The organism is Streptomyces sp. NPDC001480 (assembly GCF_042894725.1).
Taxonomy (GTDB): Bacteria; Actinomycetota; Actinomycetes; order Streptomycetales; family Streptomycetaceae; genus Streptomyces.
Window position 1 is genome coordinate 187,757 of the sequence record NZ_JBIAVX010000017.1, and the last position, 24,233, is coordinate 211,989.

Below are 24,233 nucleotides of genomic sequence, written 5' to 3' on the forward strand. Positions count from 1 at the left end.
ACGGGGACGAGGGAGCCGGTGAGGGCGCGCCGTCCCCACGGCGCCCTCACCGGCGTTGGTGGTCAGGAGCGGGGCGTCAGACGCGCACCAGCTCCCGGTCCTCGTCCCCGTCCTTGGCGCGGGGTTCGGCGCCGGCGCGCAGGCCCTCGCCCTCGACGTCCACGTTGGGCAGCGCGCGGTCCAGCCACTTCGGCAGCCACCAGGCCTTCTTGCCGAGGAGCGCGAGCACCGCCGGGACGATGGCCATGCGGACGATGAACGCGTCGAAGAAGACGGCGATCGCGAGTCCGAAGCCGATCATCTTGATCATCGACTCGCTGGAGCCGATGAAGCCGGAGAAGACGGCCATCATGATCACGGCCGCCGCCGTCACCACCCGGGCGCTGTACTTGAAGCCGGTCACCACCGCCTGGCCGGGCGTCTCCCCGTGCACGAACGCCTCCCGCATCCGGGTCACGAGGAACACCTCGTAGTCCATCGCGAGGCCGAAGACGACGCCCACCATGAAGATCGGCATCATCGACATGATCGGGCCGGTCTCCTCGACGTTCATCAGGCCCGACAGCCAGCCCCACTGGAAGACCGCGACCACCGCGCCCAGCGCGGCCGTCACCGACAGCAGGAACCCGAGGGCCGCCTTCAGCGGGACCAGGATCGAGCGGAAGACCACGATCAGCAGCAGGAAGGCCAGGCCGACCACCAGGGCCAGGTAGGGCAGCAGCGCGTCGTTCAGCTTCTGCGAGAAATCGATGTTCATCGCCGTGGAGCCGGTGACCAGCACCTTGGCGTCGGTCTTCGCGGTGATGTCCGTGCCCTTGTCACGGATGGCGTGGACCAGGTCCTCGGTGGTGGCCGAGGACGGCTTGGAGTCGGGGATGACGGTGATCGTCGCGGTGTCGCCGGCCTTGTTGGGCGCGGCCGGGGTCACCGTCACGACATCCTTGAGGCCCTTGATCTCGTCGCCGACCTTGGTGAAGGCGGCCTTCGGGTGGGCGCTGTCCTTGGCGTCGACGACGATCATCAGCGGCCCGTTGAAGCCCGGCCCGAAGCCCTCGGAGAGCAGGTCGTAGGCGCGGCGCTGGGTGGTCGAGGTCGGCTGGGAGCCGTCGTCCGGGAGGCCGAGTTCCAGGGAGGAGGCGGGGATCGCCGCCGCGCCGAGGCCGATCACGCCGAGCAGGAGTACGGCGACCGGGCGGCGTACGACGAAGCTCGCCCAGCGCGTGCCCATGTTGGGGCGGCCCGCCTGCTTGGGCCTGCGGCCACCGCCGAGCAGCTTGCTCTTCTCGCCGGCCGGCTTGACCTTGCGGCCCGCGTAGCCGAGCAGCGCCGGGATCAGGGTCAGCGCGATCAGTACGGCGATGGCGACCGTTCCCGCCGCCGCGACGCCCATCTTGGTCAGCATCGGGATGTTGACGACGGACAGGCCGACCAGGGCGATGACGACGGTCAGGCCGGCGAAGACGACCGCCGAGCCCGCCGTGCCGACGGCCCGTCCGGCCGCGTCCTCGCGGTCGCGGCCCTCGGCGAGTTCGGCGCGGTAGCGGGAGACGATGAAGAGGGCGTAGTCGATGCCGACGGCGAGGCCGATCATCGACGCGAGGGTGGAGGTCGTCGAGCCGAGGTCGAGGGTGGAGGCGAGCGCGGTGATCGTGGAGACGCCGATGCCGACGCCGATGATCGCGGTCAGCAGCGGGAATCCGGCCGCGAGCAGCGAGCCGAAGGTGATGACGAGGACGACCGCGGCGACCGCGATGCCGATGATCTCGCTGGAGCCGGTCTCGGGGGTGGCGCTGAGCGCGTCACCGCCGATCTCCACGGTGAGCCCGGAGGCCCGCGCGTGCTGCGCGGCCTCCTTGAGCGCGTCCTTGGTGGAGTCCTCCAGCTCCATGCCGGAGACCTTGTACCGCACCGAGGCGTAGGCGACCCTGCCGTTCTTGCTGACGGCGTGCGTCTTGTAGGGGTCGGCGACGGAGGAGACCTCGGAGCCGCTCTTCAGCTCCTCGACCGCCTTGTGGACGGCCTTCTTGTTCTCCTTGTCGGTCATCTTCTCGCCGCTCGGCGCCTTGAAGACGACCCGCGCGGTGGCGCCGTCGGCGGTGGTGCCGGGGAAGCGCTGTTCCAGCAGGTCGAAGGCCTTCTGGGCCTCCGTGCCCGGGATGGAGAAGGAGGTGTTGCCGGCAGCCGGCGCGGAGGCGGCGCCCACCCCGGCGAGGGTGAGCAGCGCGACCCATATCAGGGCGACGAAGTGCCGTCGCCGGAAGGCGAGTCGGCCGATTTTGTAGAGGAACGTGGCCACGGAGGCGTACTCCCGGTCAGGTCGTGGGGTTCTTCTGGGCAGGGTCGATCAGCCCGACGACGTGAGCGGGTACGTCAGGTTGGTGGGCTTGCTGGGGAGAGGGTCCGGCTGAGTGCTCAGCCGGCGGGCGCGCCGAGGGCGGGGAGGACCACGGCGTCGATGTACGAAAGGAGGAAGGCCTGCGTCGGCGGCTGCTCGTCGATCATCGCGCGGGCGGCGAACCCGCCGATCATCATGTGCATCACGTAGTCGATCGCGGGGTTGTCCGCACGGACCTCGCCCCGGTCGATCGCCCGTTGCAGCACGCGGCGGAACTCCGCCATCTCCGGCTCGATGAGGTGGTCCTTGAAGGCCCTCAGGAGGTCCGGGTTGGAGTGGATCGCCATGGCCAGGCCCCGCATCAGCGCGGAGTTCTGCTCCATCTCGCAGTCGTCCGCGCGCAGGGTGAGGGCGTGCAGATCACCTCTGAGCGACCCGGTGTCGACGTCATCGGCCGAGTGGCCCGGCTTGTCGTGCCGCACGGCCTTCGCCACCAGCTCGGCCTTTCCGCCCCACTGGCGGTAGAGGGTGGCCTTGCTGGACCGGGTGCGGGCGGCCACGGCGTCCATGGTGAGGGCGTCGTAGCCGACTTCCCGGAGCAGGTCGAGCACGGCCCCGTACAACTCGGCCTCGCGCTCGGGTGTGATCCGACTGCGGCGCGCGGTGGCGACCTCGGTCATCTCTCTCACCCTTCCGCTCCGAACGACTCGCTTTCCGTACAGGAAGAATGTAGCGCAAGGCACCAGCGAAACGAAACCGTTTCGTACGTGTGTTGCGTCACGCCTGGTGGGAGGGGGTGTTTTCTCACGAGTTGCTCCAGTCCGTCCCCGGGGAAAGCCTGGGGAGGTGAGCTATCTGCGCCTGCCGCATCTCAGCGGCGAACTGCTGTGCTTCGTGGCCGAGGACGACCTCTGGCTGACCCCCCTCGACACCCCGGGCCGCGCCTGGCGGCTCACGGTCGACCGTACCAAGGCCGGTCACCCCCGTTTCTCGCCCGACGGGCGCCACATCGCGTACACGACCTGGCGCAGTCTGGTGCCCGAGATCCACCTGGTCGCGGTCGACGGCGGGCCGGCGCGGCAGCTGACGTACTGGGGCAGCCCCGACACCCAGGTGTGCGGCTGGACCCCGCCCGACGAGGACGGGCACAGCGACATCCTGGCCGTCGCCTCCCACGGCGAGCCCTTCTCGTACTTCACCTGGTCCTACAAGGTCACCCCCGCCGGCGACCCGGGCCGCAAGCTGCCCTGGGGCCCGGTCTCCGACATCCAGGTCGCCGACGTCGACGGCGAGCACAGGACCCTGCTGCTGACCGGCACCCCGCCGCACGAGCCGGCCTCCTGGAAGCGGTACCGGGGCGGCGCCATGGGCCGGCTGTGGCTGCACGGGCAACGGCTGCTGCCCGACATCGGCGGGCACCTGCACTCCCCCATGTTCGTCGGCGGCCGCATCGCCTTCCTCTCCGACCACGAGGGCATCGGCAACCTGTACTCCTGCGCGTACGACGGCACCGACCTGCGCCGCCACACCGACCACGACGCCTTCTACGCCCGGCACGCCGCCAGCGACGGCACCCGGATCGTCTACCAGTGCGCGGGTGACCTGTGGATGGTCGACGACCTGGCGCCGGACTCGGAACCGCACAAGCTGGACGTGCGCCTGTCCGGGCCGCGCGCGGGCCGCCGTCCGTACCAGATCCCGGCCGCCCAGCACGTGGACGGCATCTCCGTGGACGAGACGGGCCGGGCCAGCGCCGTCGTCGTACGCGGCTCCCTGCACTGGCTCACCCACCGCGACGGGCCCGCCCGCACGATCACCGACACGCCCGGGGTACGCGCCCGGCTCCCGGAGATGCTGGGCTCGACCGGGCAGGTCGCCCACGTCACCGACGCCGAGGGCGAGGACGCGATCGAGATCGCCCAGCTGCCCCGCGCCACCGGCGACCGCGAGCCCCGCCGGCTCGCCTCCGGACGGCTGGGCCGCGTCCTGGAGATGGTCTCCGACCCCGAAGGCGAACGCCTGGCCCTCGCCGCCCACGACGGCCGACTGCTACTCCTCGACGTCACGGAGAACCCGCCCCCCACCACCTCCGGCAACAACACCGCCCCCGGCAACCCCAACGACGCCGGCCCGGGCGGGCCCAGCGGTCTCGGGGACTCCGGCGGCTCCGGCGGTCTCGGGGATTCCGGCGGTCCCGGCAGTCCCGGGGATTCCGACGGTCTCGGGGACTCCGGCGGCCCCGGGGACTCCGGCGGCCCCGGGGACTCCGGCGGTCTCGGGGTCTCCCGCGGTCCCGGCAGCTCCGGCGACGTCGGCAGCTCCGGCGGTCTCGGGGCCTCCGGCGGTCCCGGCGGCTCCGGCGGCTCCGGCGGCTCCGGCGGCCTCGGCAGCTCCGAGGCCGGCCCCAGTGGCCCAGGTGACTCCCCCGGCTCCGGCGGGCTCGGCGCTCCCGGTGGGCCCGGTGGCTCCGGTGACGGGGTCACCGAGTTGATCCGGTCGGTGAACGGGCCCGTGCGGGATCTCGCGTTCTCGCCGGACGGGGCTTGGCTGACCTGGTCGCATCCGGGGATCGGGCGGACGTTGCGGCAGATCAAGATGGCCCGGATAAAGGACGGGCTGATCGTCGACGTCACCAACGGCCGCTTCGAGGACGAGAACCCGGTGTTCACCCGGGACGGCCGGTATCTGGCGTTCCTGTCCTGGCGGGGCTTCGACCCGGTGTACGACGTGCACACCGGGGACCTGTCCTTCCCGCTCGGCTGCAAGCCGTACCTCGTCCCCCTGTCCTCGGCGACCCCCTCCCCCTTCGCCCTGAACCCGGAGGGCCGGCCGGCGGCCGGCGGCCTGGACCCGGTCGAGGACGAGGAGGGCGGCGAGGCGGGCGCGGTGACCGTGGAGGTCGAGGGGCTGGAGAACCGGGTGACGCCGTTCCCGGTCACCGCCTCCAAGTACTCCGCGCTGCAACCGGTCGCCGGCGGCGGCCTGGTCTGGCTGCGCTGGCCGATCTCGGGCGCGCTGGGCGAGACGTTCGCGAACCCGGACGACACCACCGGCCGGCCGACCCTGGAGTACTTCAACATCACCAAGGGGAAGAAGTCCGAACTCGTCGGCCACCTCGACTGGTTCGCGGTGAGCGGCGACGGCACCCGGCTGGTCGTGGTCGACGAGGGCGACCTGCGGGCGGTGCCGTCCACCGAGCCCGGCGACGCCGACTCGACGACCTGGATCGACGCCCGCCGGATCCTGCACGAGGTCGACCCGGAAGCCGAGTGGCACCAGGCCTACGACGAGGCCGGCCGTCTCATCCGCGCCTACTTCTGGGACCCGGGGATGTCCGGCATCGACTGGGACGCGGTCCTCGACCAGTACCGGCCGCTGGTCGAACGCGTCGCCTCCCCCGACGAGTTCGCCGACCTGCTGCGCGAGGTGCTCGGCGAGCTCGGCACCTCGCACGCCTACGTCAGCGCCGCCCGCCGCAACGAGGGCCCGGCACACTACCAGCGCCTGCAGGGCCTGCTGGGCGCCAATTTCGTACGTAAGGACGGTCGTTGGGCAATCCGGCGGATTCTGCCCGGCGACTCCTCCGATTCCAGGGCCCGCTCCCCACTGGCCGGCACCGGTATCCGGGGCGGCGCGGTCCTGACCCATGTCGACGGCCGGCCGGTGGACCCGGTGGCGGGGCCCTACCCGCTGCTGGCGGGGGCCGGCGGCACGACGGTGGAGCTGACCTTCGCACCGCCGGAGGGCGAGGAGGGCCCGGCCCGGCGGGTCGCCGTCGTCCCGCTCGTCGACGAGCGCCCCCTGCGCTACCAGGACTGGGTCGCCAAACGCCGCGCGCTGGTGCACGACCTGAGCGGTGGCAAGTGCGGCTACCTGCACATCCCCGACATGGGCGGCTCCGGCTGGGCCCAGTTCAACCGCGACCTGCGCATGGAGGTGTCCCGGCCCGCGCTCATCGTGGACGTACGCGGCAACGCGGGCGGGCACATCAGCGAGCTGGTGATCGAGAAGCTGAGCCGGAGCATCATCGGCTGGGACCTGACCCGGAACGCCCAGCCGGTGTCGTACACCTCCAACGCGCCCCGAGGACCGGTGGTGGCGCTGGCCGACGAGGCGACGTCCTCCGACGGCGACATGATCACGGCCGCCTTCAAGCTGCTCAAGCTGGGACCGGTGGTCGGGCAGCGCACCTGGGGCGGGGTGGTCGGGATGACCGGGCGGCACCGGCTGGGCGACGGCACGGTGATCACGGTGCCGATGAACGCGGCCTGGTTCGACGCGTACGGCTGGTCCGTGGAGAACCACGGCGTCGCCCCCGACGTGGAGGCGCTGCGCACCCCGCTGGACTGGGCGGAGGGCCGGTACGCGCAGCTGGCCGACGCGGTGGAGCTGGCGCTGGAGATGCTGACCACCGAACCCGCGGCGGTCCCGCCCGACTACCGCGACGTGCCGGACCGTTCGCGGCCCAAGCTGCCGCGACGGCCCACGGACCGGTGACCGGCCACGCGAGAAGGGGCGCCCCTCGTCAGGGGCGCCCCTCAGGGTCAGGAGACCGCGTCAGGCGTCGTAGTCCTGGCTGAAGCGGTCGTGCATCTCCTGCTCCGTGTCGTCCATGTCCTGACGACCGTGCTCACGCTGCTGCCCACGCTGCGGGGACTGCTGCTGACCGCGCTGCGGAGACTGCTGCGGCCCGCGCTTCGGGGGCTGCTGGCCACGCTGGCCGGCCTTCTCACGGGCCTCGCCGATCTTCTGCTTGCCCTGCTCCTGCATGCCGCGGGCCTTCTCCTGGAACTGGTCCTTCATACCCATGTGGGTTCACTCCCGTGGTGGGTGGGGGGTTGGCCCCTCGGTGGGGCCTCGACCAGATTCACACGGGCGGACACACTCCGCATTTCGATCATTAACGGTACGTAACACCCGCTGGTCCAGGGCCAGTTTCGGCCACGGCTAGCCGCGCCGCACCGACCGCTCCCGCTCGTCGGCCTCCCCGCCCGCGCCCACCAGGCCCGTCCGCATGCCCCGCAGCCGGGGCGCGAACCGGCGCATCTCCCGCTGGCCCACCGTCCCGATGAGCCCTGGCAGATACCCGCGCACTCCCTGCATCCCGCGCAGCCACCACTGCCCGTACACATGGCCGGCGCGCCGCTCGATCCCGGCCACGATCCGGTCGACCGCCGGGCCCAGCGGATAGGTCTTGTTGGACGGCCAGGGCAGCCGCTGCCTGAGCTCGCGCATCACCTCGTCCTGGTCGGCGCCGCGCACCATGTCCGTGTCGGTCCACGACAGATAGGCCACGGCGACGCGGACGCCCTGATGGCCGACCTCGGCGCGCAGGCTGTGCGCGTACGCCTCCACACCCGACTTGGAGGCGCAGTACGCGGTCATCATCGGAGCCGGGGTGATCGCGGCGAGCGAGGCGACCTGGAGCAGGTAGCCCCGGCTCTCGACCAGCAGCGGCAGGAAGGCGCGTGCGGTCACCGCCGAGCCGATCAGATTGACCTCGATCACCCGCCGCCAGGCCTCCGGGTCGGAGTCCGCGAAGGGACCGCCGGTCGCCACCCCGGCGTTGGCGACGACGATGTCGACCTTGCCGAACCGTTCCTTGACCTCCTGGGCGACCCGGTTCATCGCCTCGTGGTCGGTGACGTCGGCGTACCAGTGGTCGCTGTCGCTGTGCAGCCGCCCGGAGACCTCCTTCAGCGCCTCCGGCTCCAGCCCGACCAGCGCCACCTTGGCGCCGCGCGCGGAGAGCTTGCGCGCGAGCAGCTCGCCGACGCCGCGCGCGGCCCCGGTGACCACCGCGACCTGTCCTTCGAGATCCACTCTGCTCATGCGCTCTCGCTCTCCTTGACCGTGTCCGTCACGTATCCGGTGACCAGTTCCCGGATCTTCCCGGTCACCAGCTCCGGTGCCTCCACCGGTGTCATGTGGCCGACGCCGGCCAGCTCGGTGCTGCCCACGCAGTGCGGCAGCGCGGCCACCAGCGAGTGCGCGTGCACCGGCGGGGTCATGCGGTCCGCCGTGCCCACGACCACGACCGTCGGCGCCCGCAACTCCCGTACGGCGTGGTCGAGGTCGAGCGTGTCCAGCACCAGTGACCAGGCGTGGCGCACGGCGCGCGGGCAGGCGTGCACGATCCGCGCGCACGCCTCCACCATGTGCGGGGCCGAACCGGCGCCCATGGTGGCGTACTTGAGGATGCGCCGCGCGAGGGGCGTGACCGGTCCCAGCGGGGCGCGCGAACCCAGGACGCGCGCCGTGAGCCAGGAGCGCACCCGCCCCGCGCGCAACGGCACCACGAGCGACTCGGCGACCAGCCGCGAACTGCCCGTGCTGCACAGCAGGACGGCCGCCGCGTGGTCGCGGAAGCGGGCACGCGCGGAGGCGGCCAGCACCGTCATCCCGCCCATGGAGTGGCCCACGATCACGGCCTTCTCCCCCGGCGCGAGGGTCTCGGCGAGCACCGCCTCCAGGTCGTCGGCGAGCGCCTCGGCGGTGCAGCCGGGGCTCGCCGGGCTGCGGCCGTGTCCGCGCTGGTCGTAGGCGATGACCCGGTGGTCCACGGCCAGCTCCCGGATCTGCGCCGCCCAGAACGCGGTCGAGCAGGTCCAGCCGTGGGCCAGGACGACGGAGGGCGCGCCGTCGGGGCCGTGCACCTCGACGTGCAGCCGGGCGCCGTCGGCGGAGACGGCCGTCAGGACGCGGCCGGGCGTGGGCGGGGCGTACGGGCCGGAGGCCACGTGGGGGAGGCGGCTCATGCGGTGACCTCGCCGACGGTCTCGGCGCCGGTCTCACCGGCGGTCTCTGCGCCGGCCGGGGTCCGGCTCGCGACGGCCGGCCGGATCACCTGGTACTCCGCCAGGTCCACCCGCCGGGTCGCCCGGCGGAACTCGGTCGTCGTGCCCGGCCAGATGGTGGTGTTGCGGCCGCTGGCGTCCAGGTACCAGCTGGTGCAGCCGCCGGTGTTCCACACGGTGCGCCTCATACGCTCCTGCACCCGGTGGTTCCAGGCCTCCACGGCGTTCGGGCGGGCGTCGAGTGCCACCCGGCCGCCGAGGACGTCGAGCTGGCGCACGAAGTCGGCCAGGTAGTTCAGCTGGGACTCGATCATCAGGATCATGGAGGAGTTCCCGAGGCCGGTGTTGGGGCCGATGACCGTCATCCAGTTCGGGAAGCCGGCGGCACTGGCCCCGCGCAGCGCCTGCATCCCGTCCTTCTTCCAGGCCTCGGCGAGCGTGATGCCCTCCGCCCCGACCACCCGCTCGGCGATCGGCATGTCGGTGACGTGGAAGCCGGTGCCGAAGACGATCGCGTCGGCCTCGGCCTCGCTGCCGTCGGCGGCGACGAGGGTCGAGCCGCGCACCTCGGCGAGCCCGCTCGCGACGACGTCGACGTTGGGGCGGGCGAGGGCCGGGTAGTACTCGCTGGACAGCAGGATCCGCTTGCAGCCGATGCGGTAGTCCGGGGTGAGCTTGGCGCGCAGGGCCGGGTCCTTGACGGCCCGCGCCATGTTGCGCTTGGCGAGCCGCTCGACCAGGCCCAGCTCGTCGGGGTGCTTGGTGAACGCCTGGACCTGCAACTCCCGGATGCCCCACAGCAGTCCGCGCCTGAGCTGCGTGGTGAACGGCAGGGCCCGGTGCAGCCGCCGCTCGACATCGCCGATCGCCCGGTCCATCCGGGGCATCACCCAGGGCGGGGTGCGCTGGAAGAGGGTCAGCCGGGAGACGCGGGGCTGGACGGACGGCACGATCTGGATCGCCGACGCGCCCGTACCCACCACGGCGACCCGCTTGCCGGTGAGGTCGTGGTCGTGGTCCCAGCGGGCCGAGTGGAAGACCTTGCCGGGGAAGGTGTCGAGGCCGGGGATGTCGGGGATCTTCGGGTCGGACAGCGGGCCGGTGGCGGAGACCACGAGGTCCGCCGACAACGAGCCGCTGCTCGTCTCGATGTGCCACCGCAGCCTCTCCGCGTCCCAGGTCATCCGCTTCACCTCCGCGCCGAAGCGGATGTGGGGCCGCAGCCGGAAGACGTCCGTCACGTGTTCCAGGTAGGCGCGGATGTGCTCCTGTCCGGAGAAGGTGCGCGGCCAGTCGGGGTTGGGCGCGAAGGAGAAGGAGTACAGATGTGACGGCACGTCACAGGCGCACCCCGGGTAGCTGTTGTCCCGCCAGGTGCCGCCGACGCTGTCGGCCCGTTCCAGGACGACGAAGTCGGTGACCCCCTCGCGGCGCAGTCGCACGGCCGCGCCCAGCCCGCCGAATCCGGATCCGATCACCGCCACCCGTACGTGTTCGTGCTCGCTCATCCCGACAGCCTCCCTGCCCGACGCGACCCTGCGCTCCGCACCCTGCACTCTGCCAGTGAACACTGGCGCAATGGACTGTAGAGCAGGTCCGTACCGACCGGTAGGGGGCGCGGCGAGGAAAGTTACCCCGGGTACGACATAGGGTGCGGGCGTGGCAGACAAGCGCGAGTACCGCATGGAGGAGCTGGCCCGGCTGGCCGGCATCACGGTCCGCACCCTGCGCTTCTACCGGGAACGCAAGCTGATACCCCCGCCCCGCCGCGAGGGCCGCATCGCCTGGTACGACGACCACCACCTGGCCCGCCTGCGCACGATCGCGGCGCTGCTGGAGCGCGGCCACACCCTCACCGGCATCGCGGAACTCGCCGAAGCCCTCGACCAGGGCCGCGACGTCGCCGACCTGCTCGGCGTCGACGACCCCACCGAGGAGGAGCCGGTCCGCCTCACCCCCGAGGAACTCGCCGCACGCTTCGAGGGCCACGTCACCCCGGAGAACCTCGCCGCCGCGATGGAACTCGGCTACCTCGGCACCGACGGCGACGAGATCGTCCACATCAGCCGCCGCCTGCTGGACGTCTCCTCCGCCCTGGCCCGCGAGGGCATCCCGCTCGCGGAGGTCCTGGCGGTCGCGGGGCGCGTACGCGAACACGCCGACGCCCTCGCCGAACTCTTCACCGACCTCGTCCTGCGCCACGGCCCCGAGGAGGACCTGCAACGCCTGCGCCCCCTGGCCCGCAGCGTGGTGGAGGCGGAACTCTCCCTGGCCCTGGACCGCCGACAGCGCAAGCGGGACTGACCGGAGCCGGGCGGCCCCGGAGGTCCTAGAGGTCGTAGACCACCGTCACCGGCGCATGGTCGGACCAGCGCTCCTCGTGCGTGGCCGCCCGCTCCACGAAGCCCTTGACGGCCTTTCCCGCGAGTGTGGGCGTCGCCACGTGGAGGTCGATGCGCCATCCTGAGTCGTTGTCGAAGGCCCGCCCCCGGTAGGACCACCACGAGTACGGCCCCGCCACGTCCGGGTGCAGCGCCCGTACGACGTCGACGTAGCCGCCGTCCCTCTCGTCGAAGACCTGGCTCAACCACTCCCGCTCCTGAGGCAGGAAGCCGGAGTTCTTGGTGTTGGAGCGCCAGTTCTTGAGGTCGGCCTGCTGGTGGGCGATGTTCCAGTCGCCGACGACGAGCACCTCGCGCCCGTCGGCGGCGGCCCGCTCGCGCAGGCCCTTGAGGTGGGCGAGGAACTCGGCCATGAAACGGGTCTTCTCGTCCTGCCGCTCGGTGCCGACCTCGCCGGAGGGCAGGTAGAGGGAGGCGACCGTGACACCGGGCAGGTCGGCCTCGACGTACCGGCCGCTGGTGTCGAACTCGGCGGAGCCGAAGCCGATCCGGACTCGGTCGGGTTCGCGCCGGGTGTAGAGGGAGACGCCCGCGCGGCCCTTGGCGGCGGCCGGGGCGTGCACGACGTGCCAGCCTTCGGGCTGCCGGACGGCCTCGGGCAGCTGCTGCGGCTCGGCGCGCACCTCCTGAAGGCACACCACATCAGCCGAGGTCTCCGCGAGCCACTCCACGAAGCCCTTCTTCGCGGCGGCCCGCAGTCCGTTCACATTCACCGAGGTCACAGTCAGCACCAGGGCACGATACCGGCACACTGGACGGGCCCTGATTTCCGGCGGTTCCCTACTACGCATGAATGTACGATGCCCAGCATGAATATACGTCGCGTCCCCTTCGACCACTCCGACGCCGTCAAGCTCAACGACGAGGTCCAGGCCGAGTACCACCTGCGCTACGGCGACGGCGGTGACGCCACCGTCCTCAACGCGTCGGACTTCGAGCCGCCGAGGGGCGTGTACCTGATCGCGTACGACACCACCGGCAGACCCGTCGCCACCGGCGGCTGGCGCAGCCAGGACGCCAACGAGGAGGGCAACCTGGACGGCGACGCCGAGCTCAAGCGCATGTTCGTGGTCGAGGCGATGCGCGGCCGGGGTCTCGCCCGCCGCATCCTGACCGCCCTGGAGGACGACGCCCGCGCGGCCGGCCGCCTCCGCATGGTCCTGGAGACCGGCACCAAGCAGCCGGAGGCCATCGCCCTGTACACCTCCAGCGGTTACGAGCCGTGCGGCAAGTTCGGCTACTACCGCCACTACGAGGACAGCCGCTGCTTCGCGAAGACACTGCGGTGAGCAACGGCCGTCGCAAGAAAGCGCCCTGCACTACTTCCCGCTGATGCCCTTCTCCCCGATGTGGTAGATCTTGCGGCTGTCGCGGGTCATGTCGACGATCAGCTTGCTGGGGCGGCTCTTTCCCCAGGTGAAGGTGATGACGGCCTCCGTGTGGCCGACGGCGCCGTTGTCGGTGACCTTCCAGGCGAGCGGGACGTTCTGGGCGCGCAGGACACCGTTGGCGTGGTTCTTCTTCTCCCAGGCGTTCAGTTCCTTCTGGAAGGCGGGGGTGAGGTAGTGCTCGCGCAGCGCGGCCCGGAGCTTGACGCTGCCCTCGTCGTTCATCGCGTCGATGTAGGCGCCGTAGAAGTCGGCGATGCGGGTGATGTTGTCGGACGTCTTGCCGCTGACGCTGCGCGGGGTGCCGGCGGAGGCCGCCTGGGCGGTGGCGCCGAGGCCGAGGGCGACGGCGAGGACGCCGGCGGTCAGCGCGGTGCGGGTCTTGCGGTCCATGTGTGATCTCCGTTGGCTGATGGTTGTGTTGGTCGTCGGCCGTCCGTGCGATGAGCTGAGCCGGCCTGCTCGGGTGCGCCTGGGCATGGACGTCCCCCGTGAAGGAGCGCATGGGTGAATGAGTGCCTGGGTGCATGGGTGCACGGATGCCGGATGTCGCGGCGACGCCGGTTGGTCGGCCCGGCCCTGGTCGGTGCGACACCAAGAGCATCGGCCGCCACGGAGGCCCGGCGCAACGCCCGACGCCCGTTCGGCGACGGTGGAACCATCCCAGCCCATCTGACGTGCAGGTATACGGGTGCCTGAAACGCGGGATGCACGGGATTCGATGGACGACGGGGGAACGGTGTCGGCTCGGGGCGACGTCGAGCGGTTCGCGGAGCTGCTGCGGCGGTTGAAGGACCGTACGGACCGGAGCTACGGCTCCCTGGCCCGGCGCGTGAACATGAACACCTCGACGCTGCACCGCTACTGCGCGGGGGAAGCCGTGCCCCAGGACTTCGCACCCGTGGAACGGCTGGCCGCCTTCTGCGGGGCGACGCCGGAGGAACGACTCGAACTGCACCGGCTGTGGCTGCTCGCGGTGGCGGCACGGCAACGGGTCCGTACGGCGCCTGCGGCGGACGAGGAGCCGGAGGAGCCGGAGGAGCCGGAGGAGCCGGAGCAGCCGGAGGAGCCGGTGGACGAAGCCCCCGCCGACACCGCCGAGGCCGAAGCGCCCGCCCCGGCTCCCCGCCCCTGGTACCGCCGCCGACGGATCCTGATCTCCACCGCTGCCGCCTGCGCGCTGGTCGCGACCCTGGGCAGCCTGTCGGCCCTGCCGGCCGACGGCCCCTCGAACGCGTCCGGCTCGCGTACGACCGCTCCCACGAGCCCCTCCCCCACCGGCGACGGCAACTCGTCCTCACCCAGTTCGAAGAACAAGACCCCTGGCTCGCCCGCCGCGAACAGGGGAACAGACCCCACCCCCACGCCCACTGCCAAACCGGCCACCGGCGTGCCCGTCACCTGGAGCGCCGACTCCCAGATCTGGAGCGGAGGCTGCAGCCACGACTACGTCATCGACAAGCCGCCCACGCAGGTCCCCCCGCCCCCGGTGCAGCAGGACGCCGCAGCGTGGTCGGCGACGCAGGGCGCGGTACACGGGCGGCAGACGATGGTGCAGATCTCGGTGCAGGGCCGGTCCTCCACGGCCGTCGTCCTCGAGGCGCTCCGGGTCCGCGTCGTCAGTCGCGGCAACCCGGGCCCCGGCACCGTGTACGAAATGGACCAGGGCTGCGGCGGTGACCTGACACCCCGTAGCTTCACCGTGAACCTCGACGCCGACCGCCCCATCGCCCGCCCGAAGGACGGCGCCGACGCCGCCAACACCGAACACACCATCCCGGCCGTGCACTTCCCGTACCGCGTATCCGCCGAGGACCCCGAAGTCCTGCTGGTAGACGCGACGACCCAGACCCACGACGCCCGCTGGTACCTGGAGCTCGACTGGTCCTCCCAGGGCCGCACCGGCACGATCCGCATCGACGACCACGGCCGCCCCTTCCACACGACCAGCACCAAGGGAATGTCCCGCTACTGGTACGGCACGAACGACTCCGGCGAACGCCAGTGGGTCCACCCCTACGGCAGCTAGTCCTCGGCGGGTCTGGACCGAACAGGGCCGCACCGGCGACACCTGCTGGATCACCTTCGCGGACAGGCCCGGGAAACGACAAAGATCCCGACCGATCAAGAAGATCGGCGGGATCTCGTCAACTGACCCTGAGCGAACTCAAGAACAGTGATGCGTGGACCTGAGGGGATTTGAACCCCTGGCCCCCTCGATGCGAACGAGGTGCGCTACCGGACTGCGCCACAGGCCCTTGCAACGAGTGAAACTCTAGCATCCCCGCTGGGGTGCTTGGAAATCCGTTCCCCGACTGGTCAGGGGCGGGCTCCGGCGGGTGTGGCGGCGGTCACTCGTTGGCCGCGCGCGGCCGGTCGCCTTCCTCGTACTGGTCGAAGAGGGGGGTGCGGCCGCGCTCGCGGGCGCGGCGGGCGGAGGCGGCGCGGCGGGCGTCGGTGCGGCCGTCGGCGGCCGGGCGGTCGTCGTCGGCGGCGGACTCCGGGTCGCCCGGCTCGGGCCCGCGCTCGGCGGCCTGCGCCTCGTGCTCCGGGGTCACCGGGCCGGACCGCGCCGAGCTCCAGGTGTCGGGGGCCCCCAGGTCCACGTCGGAGGTGGCCCGGGGTGCGACCGGCGCCGTCACATACGTCGGGAGCGGTACGGGCACCGGGTCCCAGCTGTCCCCGTGCCCGGGGCGGCGCCGGCGCTCGCGCTGCTGGTCGACCCACTCGGCGTGGTCGGTCTGCTCGACGAGGGCGCGGCGGTCCGCGGCGAGCGCGGACATCCCGGGGTCGGTCTCGGACTCGGGGCCCTCGTCCGGCTCGGGGGTGCCCGTGCCGCCGTCCAGGGGCGCGCGCCGGCGGGGCTGCTCGCGCAGCCGCTGGGCCGCGACCTCGGCCCGGCGCCGGTCCATCTGGTAGGCGAAGCGGCGGCGTTCCTGGGCGCGCAGGTAGACGATGTACGCGCTGAGCATGACGGCCGGCACACCGGGCGCCCACAGGAACGCCAGTCCTCCGACGGCGGCGACGACCGCGCCGAGGGTGAAGGCCAGGAAGATCAGCACGGTGGTACGCCGACGGCGTGCGAGCACTTTCGAGCGCCGGGCGCGCGCCGCCGCCGACTCGCTGGAGGGCGCCCGCCGTGCGGCCGGTACCCGCTTGGCCGCGGACGCGGACTTCGGGGCGGACGTGGACACCGGGGCGGACGCGGACGCGGGGGCCGGCTTGCGCGCGGGCGCGACCGTCTGGGCGCGCGCCGGTTCCGGACGCTCCGGGGCTTCCGGCTCGGCCTCCACCGGCGCCTGCCGGCGGGCCGGAGGCACGGCGAAGGCCCGGACGTCGACCGATTCGGTGACGACGCCCGGAGCGTCGATGTCGTGCTCCCCCTCCTGGGCGGAGCGCGCCCGCAGGTCCCTGGCGTACCGGCGCTCCATACCCGCCCGTCCGGACAGAAGCCGGATGGCGGTGCTGAAGCGTTCCGTCGGACGGGCCTCGTTCAGCTCGTCCTGCCTACGGAGCCACATCGGCACCAAGTAGGCGGCCCAGGCCCCGACGATGACTGCGTAGATGAGGCCGCTGCTGCTCACGTCTCACACCGTAGAGGGGTTTGCGTGAGGCCATCCGCCAATTGGGCCGGTGTGTCGCACGATCTGGCTGATATTTCCAGCTTTTTTTGCGCTCGATGCGATCAACCGATCAATTTCGAACGCTTATTCGACCAGATGGCGGGCGATTATGGACCGGTTGCGGTCCTTTTCAATTGGAGGCGTTCTGCGAGCGTGCGCGCCGCCAGCGGGCGAGCAGGCCGTCCGGTACCTCCTCGGCGGTGAGCGCGAAGACGAGATGATCGCGCCAGGCTCCGTCGATGTGGAGATAACGGGGCCTGAGGCCCTCCTCGCGGAATCCGAGTTTCTCCACGACCCGACGGCTGGGCCCGTTCTCGGGGCGAATGCAGACCTCGATGCGGTGCAGTCCGACGGTGCGGAAACAGTGGTCGACGACGAGCGCCACGGCCGTCGGCATCACCCCGCGCCCGGCCACCGCCTGGTCCACCCAGTAGCCGACGTGCCCCGAGCACATCGAACCCCAGGTGATCCCGGCGACCGTCAACTGGCCCACCAGACGCCCCTGGTACTCGATGACGAACGGCAGCATCCGGCCCGCGTTCGCCTCCGCCCTGAGGTGGCGGACCATCTGCCGGTAGGTCGGCCGGTGGGCGACCGGACCGGTGGGCGTGGGCGGCGGAATGGTCGCCTCCCAGGGCCGCAGCCAGTCCCGGTTGCGCCGGTTCACCTCGCGCCACGCCTTCTGGTCGCGCAGCCTTATCGGCCTCAGGACGATGTCGCCGTCCACCAGCACGGCGGGCCAGGATGGGCTGTTCAGCTCGCACCCCCACTGCCGGCACCGGGTCTGGGGTGGTCGCCGCCGCGGATCTGGTCGACGGCGTGCGCCAGGAGGGGCTCCAGGACGGCCAGTCCGTCCTTCACTCCGCCCGTGGAACCCGGCAGGTTGACGATCAGCGTGCCGCCCGCCACTCCCGCGAGGCCCCGCGAGAGCGCCGCGGTCGGCACCTTGTCGCGGCCGAACGCCCGGATGGCCTCCGCGATGCCCGGCACCTCGTACTCGATCACCCGGCGGGTCGCCTCGGGCGTGCGGTCGGTGGGCGAGACGCCGGTGCCGCCGGTGGTCACGACGACCTCGTAACCGGCCTCGACGGCGGCGCGCAGGGCCGCCTCCACCGGGTCGCCGTCCGGGACGACCTGCGGCCCGTCGACAGCGAAGCCGAAGCGTTTCAGGCCGTCGGCAACCAGCGGACCGCCCTTGTCCTCGTAGACCCCGGCGGCGGCCCGGTTGGAGGCCGTGACCACGAGAGCCCGGTAGGTCATGCCCGGCTCCAGTCGCCCGACTTGCCGCCCGTCTTCTCCTCCACCCGTACGTCCGTGATGACCGCTCCCTTGTCGACCGCCTTGACCATGTCGATCACGGTGAGCGCGGCGACGGACACCGCGGTGAGGGCCTCCATCTCGACGCCCGTACGGTCCGTCGTCTTCACGGTGGCCTGGATCTCGACGGCGTCGTCCGCGACCGACAAGTCCAGTTTCACACCCGACACCGACAACGGGTGGCACAGCGGGATCAGATCCGGAGTGCGCTTGGCCCCCATGATCCCCGCGATACGCGCGGTGGCGAGCGCGTCCCCCTTGGGAACCCCCTCGCCACGCAACAGTTCGACCACGCGCGGGGAGACGAGGACGCGGCCGCTGGCACGGGCGGTGCGGGCGGTCACGTCCTTGTCCGACACGTCCACCATGCGGGCCGCGCCCGCGTCGTCGATGTGCGTCAGTCGGTCCTGCGTACTCATAACTGTGCGGTGCTCCCGGTCCCGGCCTGTCGTGCGCGACGGCCTGTCGTGCGCGACACGGTACCGCCAACCGGCGCCGCTCAGCCGAGCAGGACCACCTCTACCTCGGTGCCGGGCTCGACGCCCACCACGTCCTCGGGGACGACGATCAGCGCGTCGGCCTGCGCCAGGGCCGCGACCAGGTGCGATCCGGAGCCGCCCACCGGCGTCACCTCGCCGTCGGCGTACGCCCCGCGCAGGAACTGGCGGCGCCCCTTGGGCGAGCTCAGCGCCTCGTCCGCCTTCAGGACCGCCCTGGTCGTGGGCCGGTGCACGTCCGCCAGCCCCATCAGCGTGCGGATGGCGGGCCGCACGAACAGCTCGAAGGAGACGTACGACGACACCGGGTTGCCCGGCAGGGCCAGCAGCGGTGTGTGGTCGGGACCGATGGAGCCGAAGCCCTGGGGCTTGCCGGGCTGCATGGCGAGCTTGCGGAAGTCCACCCCGCTGCCCGGCTCCTCCGCGTCGCCGACGTGCGCCAGCGCCTCCTTGACCACGTCGTACGCGCCGACGCTGACGCCGCCCGTGGTGACCAGCAGGTCGGCGCGGATGAGCTGGTCCTCGATGGTGGTCCGCAGGGTCTCGGCGTCGTCGACGACGGCGCCCACCCGGTAGGCGATGGCGCCGGCGTCCCGGGCGGCCGCGGTGAGGGCGAAGCTGTTGGAGTCGTAGATCTGGCCGCTGCCCAGCCCCTCGCCGGGCTGGACGAGTTCGCTGCCGGTGGACAGCACCACCACGCGCGGGCGCGGGCGCACCCGGACCGTGCCGCGGCCGATCGCGGCGAGCAGCGCGATCTGCGGCGGGCCGAGTACGGTGCCGGCGTCCAGGGCCCGGTCGCCGGCCTGCACGTCGCTGCCCGCGGCCCGCACGTGCGCGCGTGCCTCGGCCGGGCGGTACACGCGCACCTGGCCGGTGGCGCCCTCGGGGGCCAGGCTGCGGGCGCGCATCCCGCCGACCGGGCCCTCGCCGAGCCCGCCGTCGGTCCACTCCACGGGGACGACGGTCTCGGCGCCCGGCGGCAGCGGCGCGCCGGTCATGATGCGGGCGGCCTGTCCCGGGCCGACCGGTGTCAGATGGGCCGCGCCCGCCGCGACGTCCCCGACGACGTCCAGGACCGCCGGGAACTCCTCGCTCGCGCCCGCGACGTCCGCGACCCGCACCGCGTACCCGTCCATGGAGCTGTTGTCGAACGGCGGCAGCGAGACCGGCACCGTGACGTCGTCGACCAGGACGCAGCCCTGGGCGTCGAGCAGTTGCAGCTCGATGGGGTCGAGGGGGCGGACGGTGGCGAGGATGTCCTCCAGGTGCTCCTCGACCGACCACAGGTGGTCCCGGCCGGCGGGGCTGGTCGCGGCGCTGCTCAACTCTGCTGCATCTCCTCGGCTACGTAACTGCGAAGCCAGGTCCGGAACTCCGGGCCCAGGTCTTCACGTTCGCACGCGAGCCTGACAATGGCACGCAGATAGTCGCCGCGGTCGCCGGTGTCATAGCGGCGGCCCTTGAAGACGACGCCGTGCACCGGGCCGCCGGCCTTCTCGTCCTCGGCCATCTGCTGGAGGGCGTCGGTCAGCTGGATCTCGCCGCCGCGGCCCGGCTCGGTCTTGCGCAGGATCTCGAAGACGTGCGGGTCGAGGACGTACCGGCCGATGACCGCGTAGCTCGACGGGGCGTCCGCCGTCTCCGGCTTCTCCACCAGGCCGGTCACCTTCACGACGTCGCCGTCCTCGGTGGCCTCGACGGCCGCGCACCCGTAGAGGTGGATCTGCTCGGGCGCGACCTCCATCAGCGCGATCACACTGCCGCCGTGCAGCTCCTGGACCTCGATCATGCGCTTCAGGAGCGGGTCGCGCGGGTCGATCAGGTCGTCGCCGAGCAGGACGGCGAAGGGCTCGTGCCCGACGTGCGGGGCGGCGCACAGGACCGCGTGGCCGAGGCCCTTGGGGTCGCCCTGGCGCACGTAGTGCATGGTCGCGAGGTCGCTGGACTCCTGGACCTTGGCGAGCCGGCCGGCGTCGCCCTTCTTCTGGAGAGCGGATTCCAGCTCGTAGTTCCGGTCGAAGTGGTCCTCCAGGGGACGCTTGTTGCGTCCGGTGATCATGAGGACGTCGTCGAGCCCCGCCGACACGGCCTCCTCGACCACGTACTGGATCGCGGGCTTGTCCACGACCGGCAGCATCTCCTTGGGAGTGGCTTTGGTGGCCGGCAGGAACCGGGTGCCGAGGCCTGCTGCGGGAATGACAGCCTTGCTGATCCTGGGGTGCGACTGAGTCATGCCCGCAACCTTATCCGGTGCCTTTGTGGGGAAACTGTGGCTCGGGTTGGTTGTCTCTCATTTGAGCCCATTGAGGAAAGTGCGGGTACGACAGGTGGACCAGGCAGGGCGCGAGGGCGAGCCTGACAAGCGAACGTTGCGGCGGGAGTTCCTCACGGTGAGGGGCGGGTTGACGCCAGATGACGTGCGGGAGGCGGCCACCGCGCTGGCCCGGCGCGCCCTGGAGCTGCCGGAACTGGCACACGCGCGCGCGGTCGCGGCGTACGTCTCCGTGGGCAGTGAACCCGGCACGCTCGCGCTGCTCGACGCGTTGCGCGGGCGGGGCGTACGCGTGCTGCTGCCCGTGCTCCTGCCGGACAACGACCTGGACTGGGGCGTGTACGCCGGTGAGGGCTCCCTCGCGCGCGTGCAACACGGCGGGAGGATGCCGCTGTTGGAGCCCTCCGGCGAGCGGCTCGGCCCGGACGCCGTGACGGGCGCCGACGCCGTCCTGCTGCCCGGCCTGGCGGTGGACTCGCGCGGGATGCGGCTGGGGCGCGGCGGAGGGTCGTACGACCGTGTGCTGGCCCGGCTGGAGCGCGCGGGCGCGGATCCCGCGCTGGTGGTGCTGCTGTACGACGCGGAGGTGGTCGAGCGCGTCCCGAAGGAGCCGCACGACCGGCCGGTGCACGCGGTGGTGACGCCGTCGGGCGTACGGCGCTTCCGGGACGCCCAGCGGGGAGCCGAATGAGAAACGGCCCTCCACGCGTGCGTGGAGGGCCGTTTCACGTACTCACGGATTCAGCCTCACGGCTTCAGCACGAGGGTGTCGCTGGTGCTGCCGTCGACCGCCTTGCCGGAGAACGACCACGGCAACAGCTCGCCCTTGGCCCACTTGCCGGTCTGATCGGTGTAGTGGGCGCTGTAGGCGTGTCCGGAGGCACCGCTGAGGTTGATCCACTTCGACTTGTCGAGGTCGTCGAGGTTGACCACCATCCGCATCGACGGCACCCAGACCACGCCGTAGCCGCCGGCCGCGTTCCAGCCGGTCGCGTTCACCGTCGCCTCGCCGCCGCTGAGCTTCCAGGGGCCGCGGTTGAGGATGTACTTCAGGACGCCGGGGCCGTCGGTGCCCAGGGTCTGGTTCTTCAGGAACAGGCGGTGCAGCCGGCCCCAGCTCCAGGTGTCGATGTCCTTGCCGAGCTTGGCGGTGAGCTCCCAGCGGGCGTCGATCATGGCGCGCTTGAACAGGTCGTCGCGGTTGTCGGCCTTGATGCGGTCACCCACGCCGGCCGGGGTCTTCCACCAGTCGCTCTTCGGCTTGTCCATGAGGGTGCGCACGACCTCGAACCAGCGGTCGCCGCCGTCCGGCTGCGCCTGGTCGGCGTCGCGCTCACCGCACTCGCGCACCTTGCTGTCGTCGTCCACCGGGCCGGTCGAGTCGGTCTTGTCCACCCACAGGCACTGGCCCTTGACCCGCAGTTCCTTGGGCAGCTTGTTGCCGAAGGCCAGCTTGAGGATGTTGCGCCAGACCGCGTTGAAGTAGGCGGCCGCCGCCGAGTCGGCCTCCTGGGTGTAGTCCCAGCCCTCCAGCAGCTTCTGGGCGTCGCGGACGTCCTTGTCGTCGAGGTTGATCTTCAGCAGCTTGGGCACCAGCAGCTTGGCGATCTCGCTGCTGTTGTCCAGCTGCATCTGGCGCATGTCGTCGGTCGAGATCTTGCCGCCGCCCTTGATCTTCGACTCGATCAGGTCGCTGATCCGCTGGCTGCGGGTGCCGTAGCCCCAGTCCGTGGTGAGCGTGTAGGGGTACTTGCCCTCGTCGACGACGGCCTGGTTGGCGGTGACGATGTAGCCGCGCTTCGGGTCGAACTCGTAGGGCAGCTCGTCCTGCTTGATGTAGCCGGTCCACTTGTACTTGGAGTTCCAGCCCGGCGCCGGGATGGAGCCGTCGTCGCCCTTCGCCCGCGTGGGGATCTTGCCGGGCAGCGTGTAGCCGATGTGGTTCTTGGTGTCGGCGTAGACCAGGTTCTGCGAGGGCACGTCGAACAGCGCGGCCGCCGACCGGAAGTCGCTCCAGTTCGCGGCCTTGTCCATGGCGAAGACGGCGTCCATGGAGGTGCCCGGCTGAAGGGCGGTCCACTTCAGGGCGATGCCGTAGCCGTCGCCGCGGTCGGGGGCCGCGGTGTCGACGGTGGCCTTCTTGCCGACCTGGACGAGTTCGTCGTCGCGGTCGGAGAGCAGGGGCATCCCGTCGTTGGTCTGCCGGACGACGATCTTCTTGGAAGCGCCGCCGGCGACCTTGATGGTCTCCTCCCGGCTCGTGAAGGGCCGGACCTTGCCGTCGTACAGGTAGCCCTCGCCGCTGAGCTTCTCCAGGTACAGGTCGGTGACGTCGACGCCGGAGTTGGTCATGCCCCACGCGATGTCGGCGTTGTGGCCGATTATCACGCCCGGCATGCCCGCGAAGGTGTAGCCGGTGACGTCGTACTGGCACTTGCTGGAGACCGTGCGGCAGTGCAGGCCCATCTGGTACCAGACGGAGGGAAGCGAGGCCGCCAGGTGCGGGTCGTTGGCGAGCAGCGGCTTGCCGCTGATGGTGTACTTCCCGGCGACCACCCATGAGTTGGAGCCGATGCCCTGGCCATTCACGCCGACGGCCGGGGGGACGTTGTCGAGGACGTTGTAGAGGCCCTCCAGCTGGCTCGTGACGGCCGAACCGGACGAGGACGAACCGGAGGCTCCGGTGGTGCCCGTACCCGTCGTGCCGCCCGTGCCCGTCGTGCCGCCCGTGCCCGTCGTGCCACCGGTACCTGTGGTGCCGCCCGTGCCCGTCGAGCCCGCCGTACCGCTGCCCTGCTCGAACGTCTTGGTCAGCTCGTTGTACTGGCCCTCCTGGACGATCGCCTTGTTGCGGCTGTACGGGTAGTCCGGGTACAGGTCGGCGATCTGCTGGGGGCCGAGGCGGCTGGTCATCAGGGCGCGGTCGATCTCGTCCTGCATGTTGCCGCGCAGGTCCCAGGCCATCGCCTTCAGCCAGGAGACCGAGTCGACCGGGGTCCACTTCGCCGGCGTGTAGTCGTTGGTGAAGCCCAGGGCCGCGTACTCCAGCGAGATGTCCTTGCTGTCCTTGCCCTGGAGGTAGGCGTTGACCCCCTTGGCGTACGCCTGGAGGTACTTCTTCGTCTCCGGCGACAGCTTGGTGTCGTACTCCTTCTGAGCCACCCGGTCCCAGCCCAGGGTGCGCAGGAACTCGTCGTTCTTGACCTGGCTCTTGCCGAACATCTCCGACAGGCGCCCGGAGGTCATGTGGCGGCGCACGTCCATCTCGTAGAACCGGTCCTGCGCCTGGACGAAGCCCTGCGCCATGAAGAGGTCCTCGTCGGACGAGGCATAGATCTGCGGGATGCCGTAACCGTCCCGCTTCACGTCGACCGGCCCGGACAGGCCGTCGAGCGTGATGGATCCCTTGGTCTGCGGGAAGGAGGCGCGCACGGTACTGATGGACCAGTAGGCCCCGTAGGCGATGCCTCCGATGATGGCCAGCACCAGTACGAGCACGATAAGACGGGCTTTGCGCCCCTTCTTCCTGCCGGACTTGCCGGGCTTGTCACCCGTTGAGGCGGTGGTATTCGGGGGCATCGCTGTCCTTGCTGTCCTAACGC

General features: G+C 71.4%; 20 protein-coding genes and 1 tRNA gene. 5 read left to right on the top strand and 16 right to left on the bottom strand.

All coding sequences use genetic code 11. The annotated features are described in order from the left end of the window. Nucleotides 1–76: 76 nt before the first annotated feature. Together ACFY01_RS35715 and ACFY01_RS35720 are read right to left on the bottom strand one after the other, a co-directional pair. Nucleotides 77–2,296: an MMPL family transporter gene (locus tag ACFY01_RS35715; protein WP_390739907.1), complete on the bottom strand. Its 2,220-nt coding sequence runs from the start codon at nt 2,294–2,296 to the stop codon at nt 77–79. Nucleotides 2,297–2,412: 116 nt separating this feature from the next. Beyond that, nucleotides 2,413–3,015, bottom strand: a complete 603-nt coding sequence (locus tag ACFY01_RS35720) for a TetR/AcrR family transcriptional regulator (protein ID WP_390739908.1) — start codon at nt 3,013–3,015, stop codon at nt 2,413–2,415. A gap of 166 nt (nt 3,016–3,181) precedes the next feature. Here ACFY01_RS35720 and ACFY01_RS35725 point away from each other — a divergent pair, with 166 nt between their 5' ends. Further along, nucleotides 3,182–6,832 carry a S41 family peptidase gene (locus tag ACFY01_RS35725; protein WP_390739909.1) on the top strand — a complete coding sequence of 1,217 codons (3,651 nt, stop codon included), beginning with the start codon at nt 3,182–3,184 and terminating at the stop codon, nt 6,830–6,832. 60 nt (nt 6,833–6,892) lie between these two features. Here ACFY01_RS35725 and ACFY01_RS35730 read toward each other — a convergent pair whose 3' ends face one another. The 4 genes from ACFY01_RS35730 to ACFY01_RS35745 form a co-directional block, all read right to left on the bottom strand. Further along, nucleotides 6,893–7,144 carry a hypothetical protein gene (locus ACFY01_RS35730; RefSeq protein WP_390739910.1) on the bottom strand — a complete coding sequence of 84 codons (252 nt, stop codon included), beginning with the start codon at nt 7,142–7,144 and terminating at the stop codon, nt 6,893–6,895. Between the two features lie 138 nt (nt 7,145–7,282). Further along, entirely contained in the window at nt 7,283–8,167 is an 885-nt protein-coding gene (locus tag ACFY01_RS35735) for an SDR family oxidoreductase (protein ID WP_390739911.1), read from the bottom strand. After that, entirely contained in the window at nt 8,164–9,093 is a 930-nt protein-coding gene (locus tag ACFY01_RS35740; protein WP_390739912.1) for an alpha/beta fold hydrolase, read from the bottom strand. The genes ACFY01_RS35735 and ACFY01_RS35740 overlap by 4 nt, the downstream gene beginning before the upstream one ends. Then, the gene (locus tag ACFY01_RS35745; RefSeq protein ID WP_390739913.1) at nt 9,090–10,640 is read right to left on the bottom strand and encodes a flavin-containing monooxygenase; all 1,551 of its coding nucleotides are present in this window, start codon (nt 10,638–10,640) and stop codon (nt 9,090–9,092) included. The genes ACFY01_RS35740 and ACFY01_RS35745 overlap by 4 nt, the downstream gene beginning before the upstream one ends. 175 nt (nt 10,641–10,815) lie before the next feature. On the opposite strand from ACFY01_RS35745, the gene ACFY01_RS35750 reads away from it, so the two are divergent. Then, nucleotides 10,816–11,436, top strand: coding sequence for a MerR family transcriptional regulator (locus tag ACFY01_RS35750; RefSeq protein WP_390739960.1), 621 nt, complete (start codon nt 10,816–10,818; stop codon nt 11,434–11,436). A gap of 25 nt (nt 11,437–11,461) precedes the next feature. Here ACFY01_RS35750 and ACFY01_RS35755 read toward each other — a convergent pair whose 3' ends face one another. Continuing rightward, complete coding sequence (locus ACFY01_RS35755; RefSeq protein ID WP_390739914.1) at nt 11,462–12,265, bottom strand: exodeoxyribonuclease III; 804 nt, start codon at nt 12,263–12,265, stop codon at nt 11,462–11,464. 78 nt (nt 12,266–12,343) lie between these two features. Here ACFY01_RS35755 and ACFY01_RS35760 point away from each other — a divergent pair, with 78 nt between their 5' ends. Next, entirely contained in the window at nt 12,344–12,823 is a 480-nt protein-coding gene (locus tag ACFY01_RS35760; protein WP_390739915.1) for a GNAT family N-acetyltransferase, read from the top strand. A 30-nt stretch (nt 12,824–12,853) separates the two neighbouring features. Here the strand turns inward: ACFY01_RS35760 and ACFY01_RS35765 are convergent, their stop codons facing one another. After that, nucleotides 12,854–13,315, bottom strand: coding sequence for a hypothetical protein (locus ACFY01_RS35765; protein WP_390739916.1), 462 nt, complete (start codon nt 13,313–13,315; stop codon nt 12,854–12,856). Nucleotides 13,316–13,643: 328 nt separating this feature from the next. On the opposite strand from ACFY01_RS35765, the gene ACFY01_RS35770 reads away from it, so the two are divergent. Then, entirely contained in the window at nt 13,644–14,951 is a 1,308-nt protein-coding gene (locus ACFY01_RS35770; RefSeq protein WP_390739917.1) for a helix-turn-helix domain-containing protein, read from the top strand. A gap of 155 nt (nt 14,952–15,106) precedes the next feature. Here the strand turns inward: ACFY01_RS35770 and ACFY01_RS35775 are convergent. The 7 genes from ACFY01_RS35775 to galU all read right to left on the bottom strand — a co-directional run bounded on the left by ACFY01_RS35775 (nt 15,107) and on the right by galU (nt 20,592). Next, a tRNA-Ala gene (locus ACFY01_RS35775) sits at nt 15,107–15,180 on the bottom strand. Between the two features lie 93 nt (nt 15,181–15,273). Then, complete coding sequence (glpR, locus tag ACFY01_RS35780; protein ID WP_390739918.1) at nt 15,274–16,506, bottom strand: gephyrin-like molybdotransferase receptor GlpR; 1,233 nt, start codon at nt 16,504–16,506, stop codon at nt 15,274–15,276. Between the two features lie 169 nt (nt 16,507–16,675). Next, nucleotides 16,676–17,278, bottom strand: a complete 603-nt coding sequence (locus ACFY01_RS35785; RefSeq protein ID WP_390739919.1) for a GNAT family N-acetyltransferase — start codon at nt 17,276–17,278, stop codon at nt 16,676–16,678. 20 nt (nt 17,279–17,298) lie between these two features. Continuing rightward, nucleotides 17,299–17,805, bottom strand: a complete 507-nt coding sequence (locus ACFY01_RS35790) for a molybdenum cofactor biosynthesis protein B (RefSeq protein WP_390739920.1) — start codon at nt 17,803–17,805, stop codon at nt 17,299–17,301. Further along, the gene (gene moaC / locus ACFY01_RS35795) at nt 17,802–18,281 is read right to left on the bottom strand and encodes a cyclic pyranopterin monophosphate synthase MoaC (protein ID WP_390739921.1); all 480 of its coding nucleotides are present in this window, start codon (nt 18,279–18,281) and stop codon (nt 17,802–17,804) included. Before moaC ends, ACFY01_RS35790 begins: the two co-directional genes overlap by 4 nt. 80 nt (nt 18,282–18,361) lie before the next feature. Then, nucleotides 18,362–19,684, bottom strand: coding sequence for a gephyrin-like molybdotransferase Glp (gene glp / locus ACFY01_RS35800; protein WP_390739922.1), 1,323 nt, complete (start codon nt 19,682–19,684; stop codon nt 18,362–18,364). After that, nucleotides 19,681–20,592: a UTP--glucose-1-phosphate uridylyltransferase GalU gene (gene galU / locus ACFY01_RS35805; RefSeq protein ID WP_390739923.1), complete on the bottom strand. Its 912-nt coding sequence runs from the start codon at nt 20,590–20,592 to the stop codon at nt 19,681–19,683. The genes glp and galU overlap by 4 nt, the downstream gene beginning before the upstream one ends. A gap of 94 nt (nt 20,593–20,686) precedes the next feature. Between galU and ACFY01_RS35810 the strand changes: the two genes are divergently transcribed. Next, nucleotides 20,687–21,322, top strand: a complete 636-nt coding sequence (locus tag ACFY01_RS35810; protein WP_390739924.1) for a 5-formyltetrahydrofolate cyclo-ligase — start codon at nt 20,687–20,689, stop codon at nt 21,320–21,322. Between the two features lie 56 nt (nt 21,323–21,378). On the opposite strand, the gene ACFY01_RS35815 is transcribed toward ACFY01_RS35810, so the two are convergent. Then, entirely contained in the window at nt 21,379–24,210 is a 2,832-nt protein-coding gene (locus ACFY01_RS35815; RefSeq protein WP_390739925.1) for a penicillin acylase family protein, read from the bottom strand. Nucleotides 24,211–24,233: the final 23 nt, after the last annotated feature.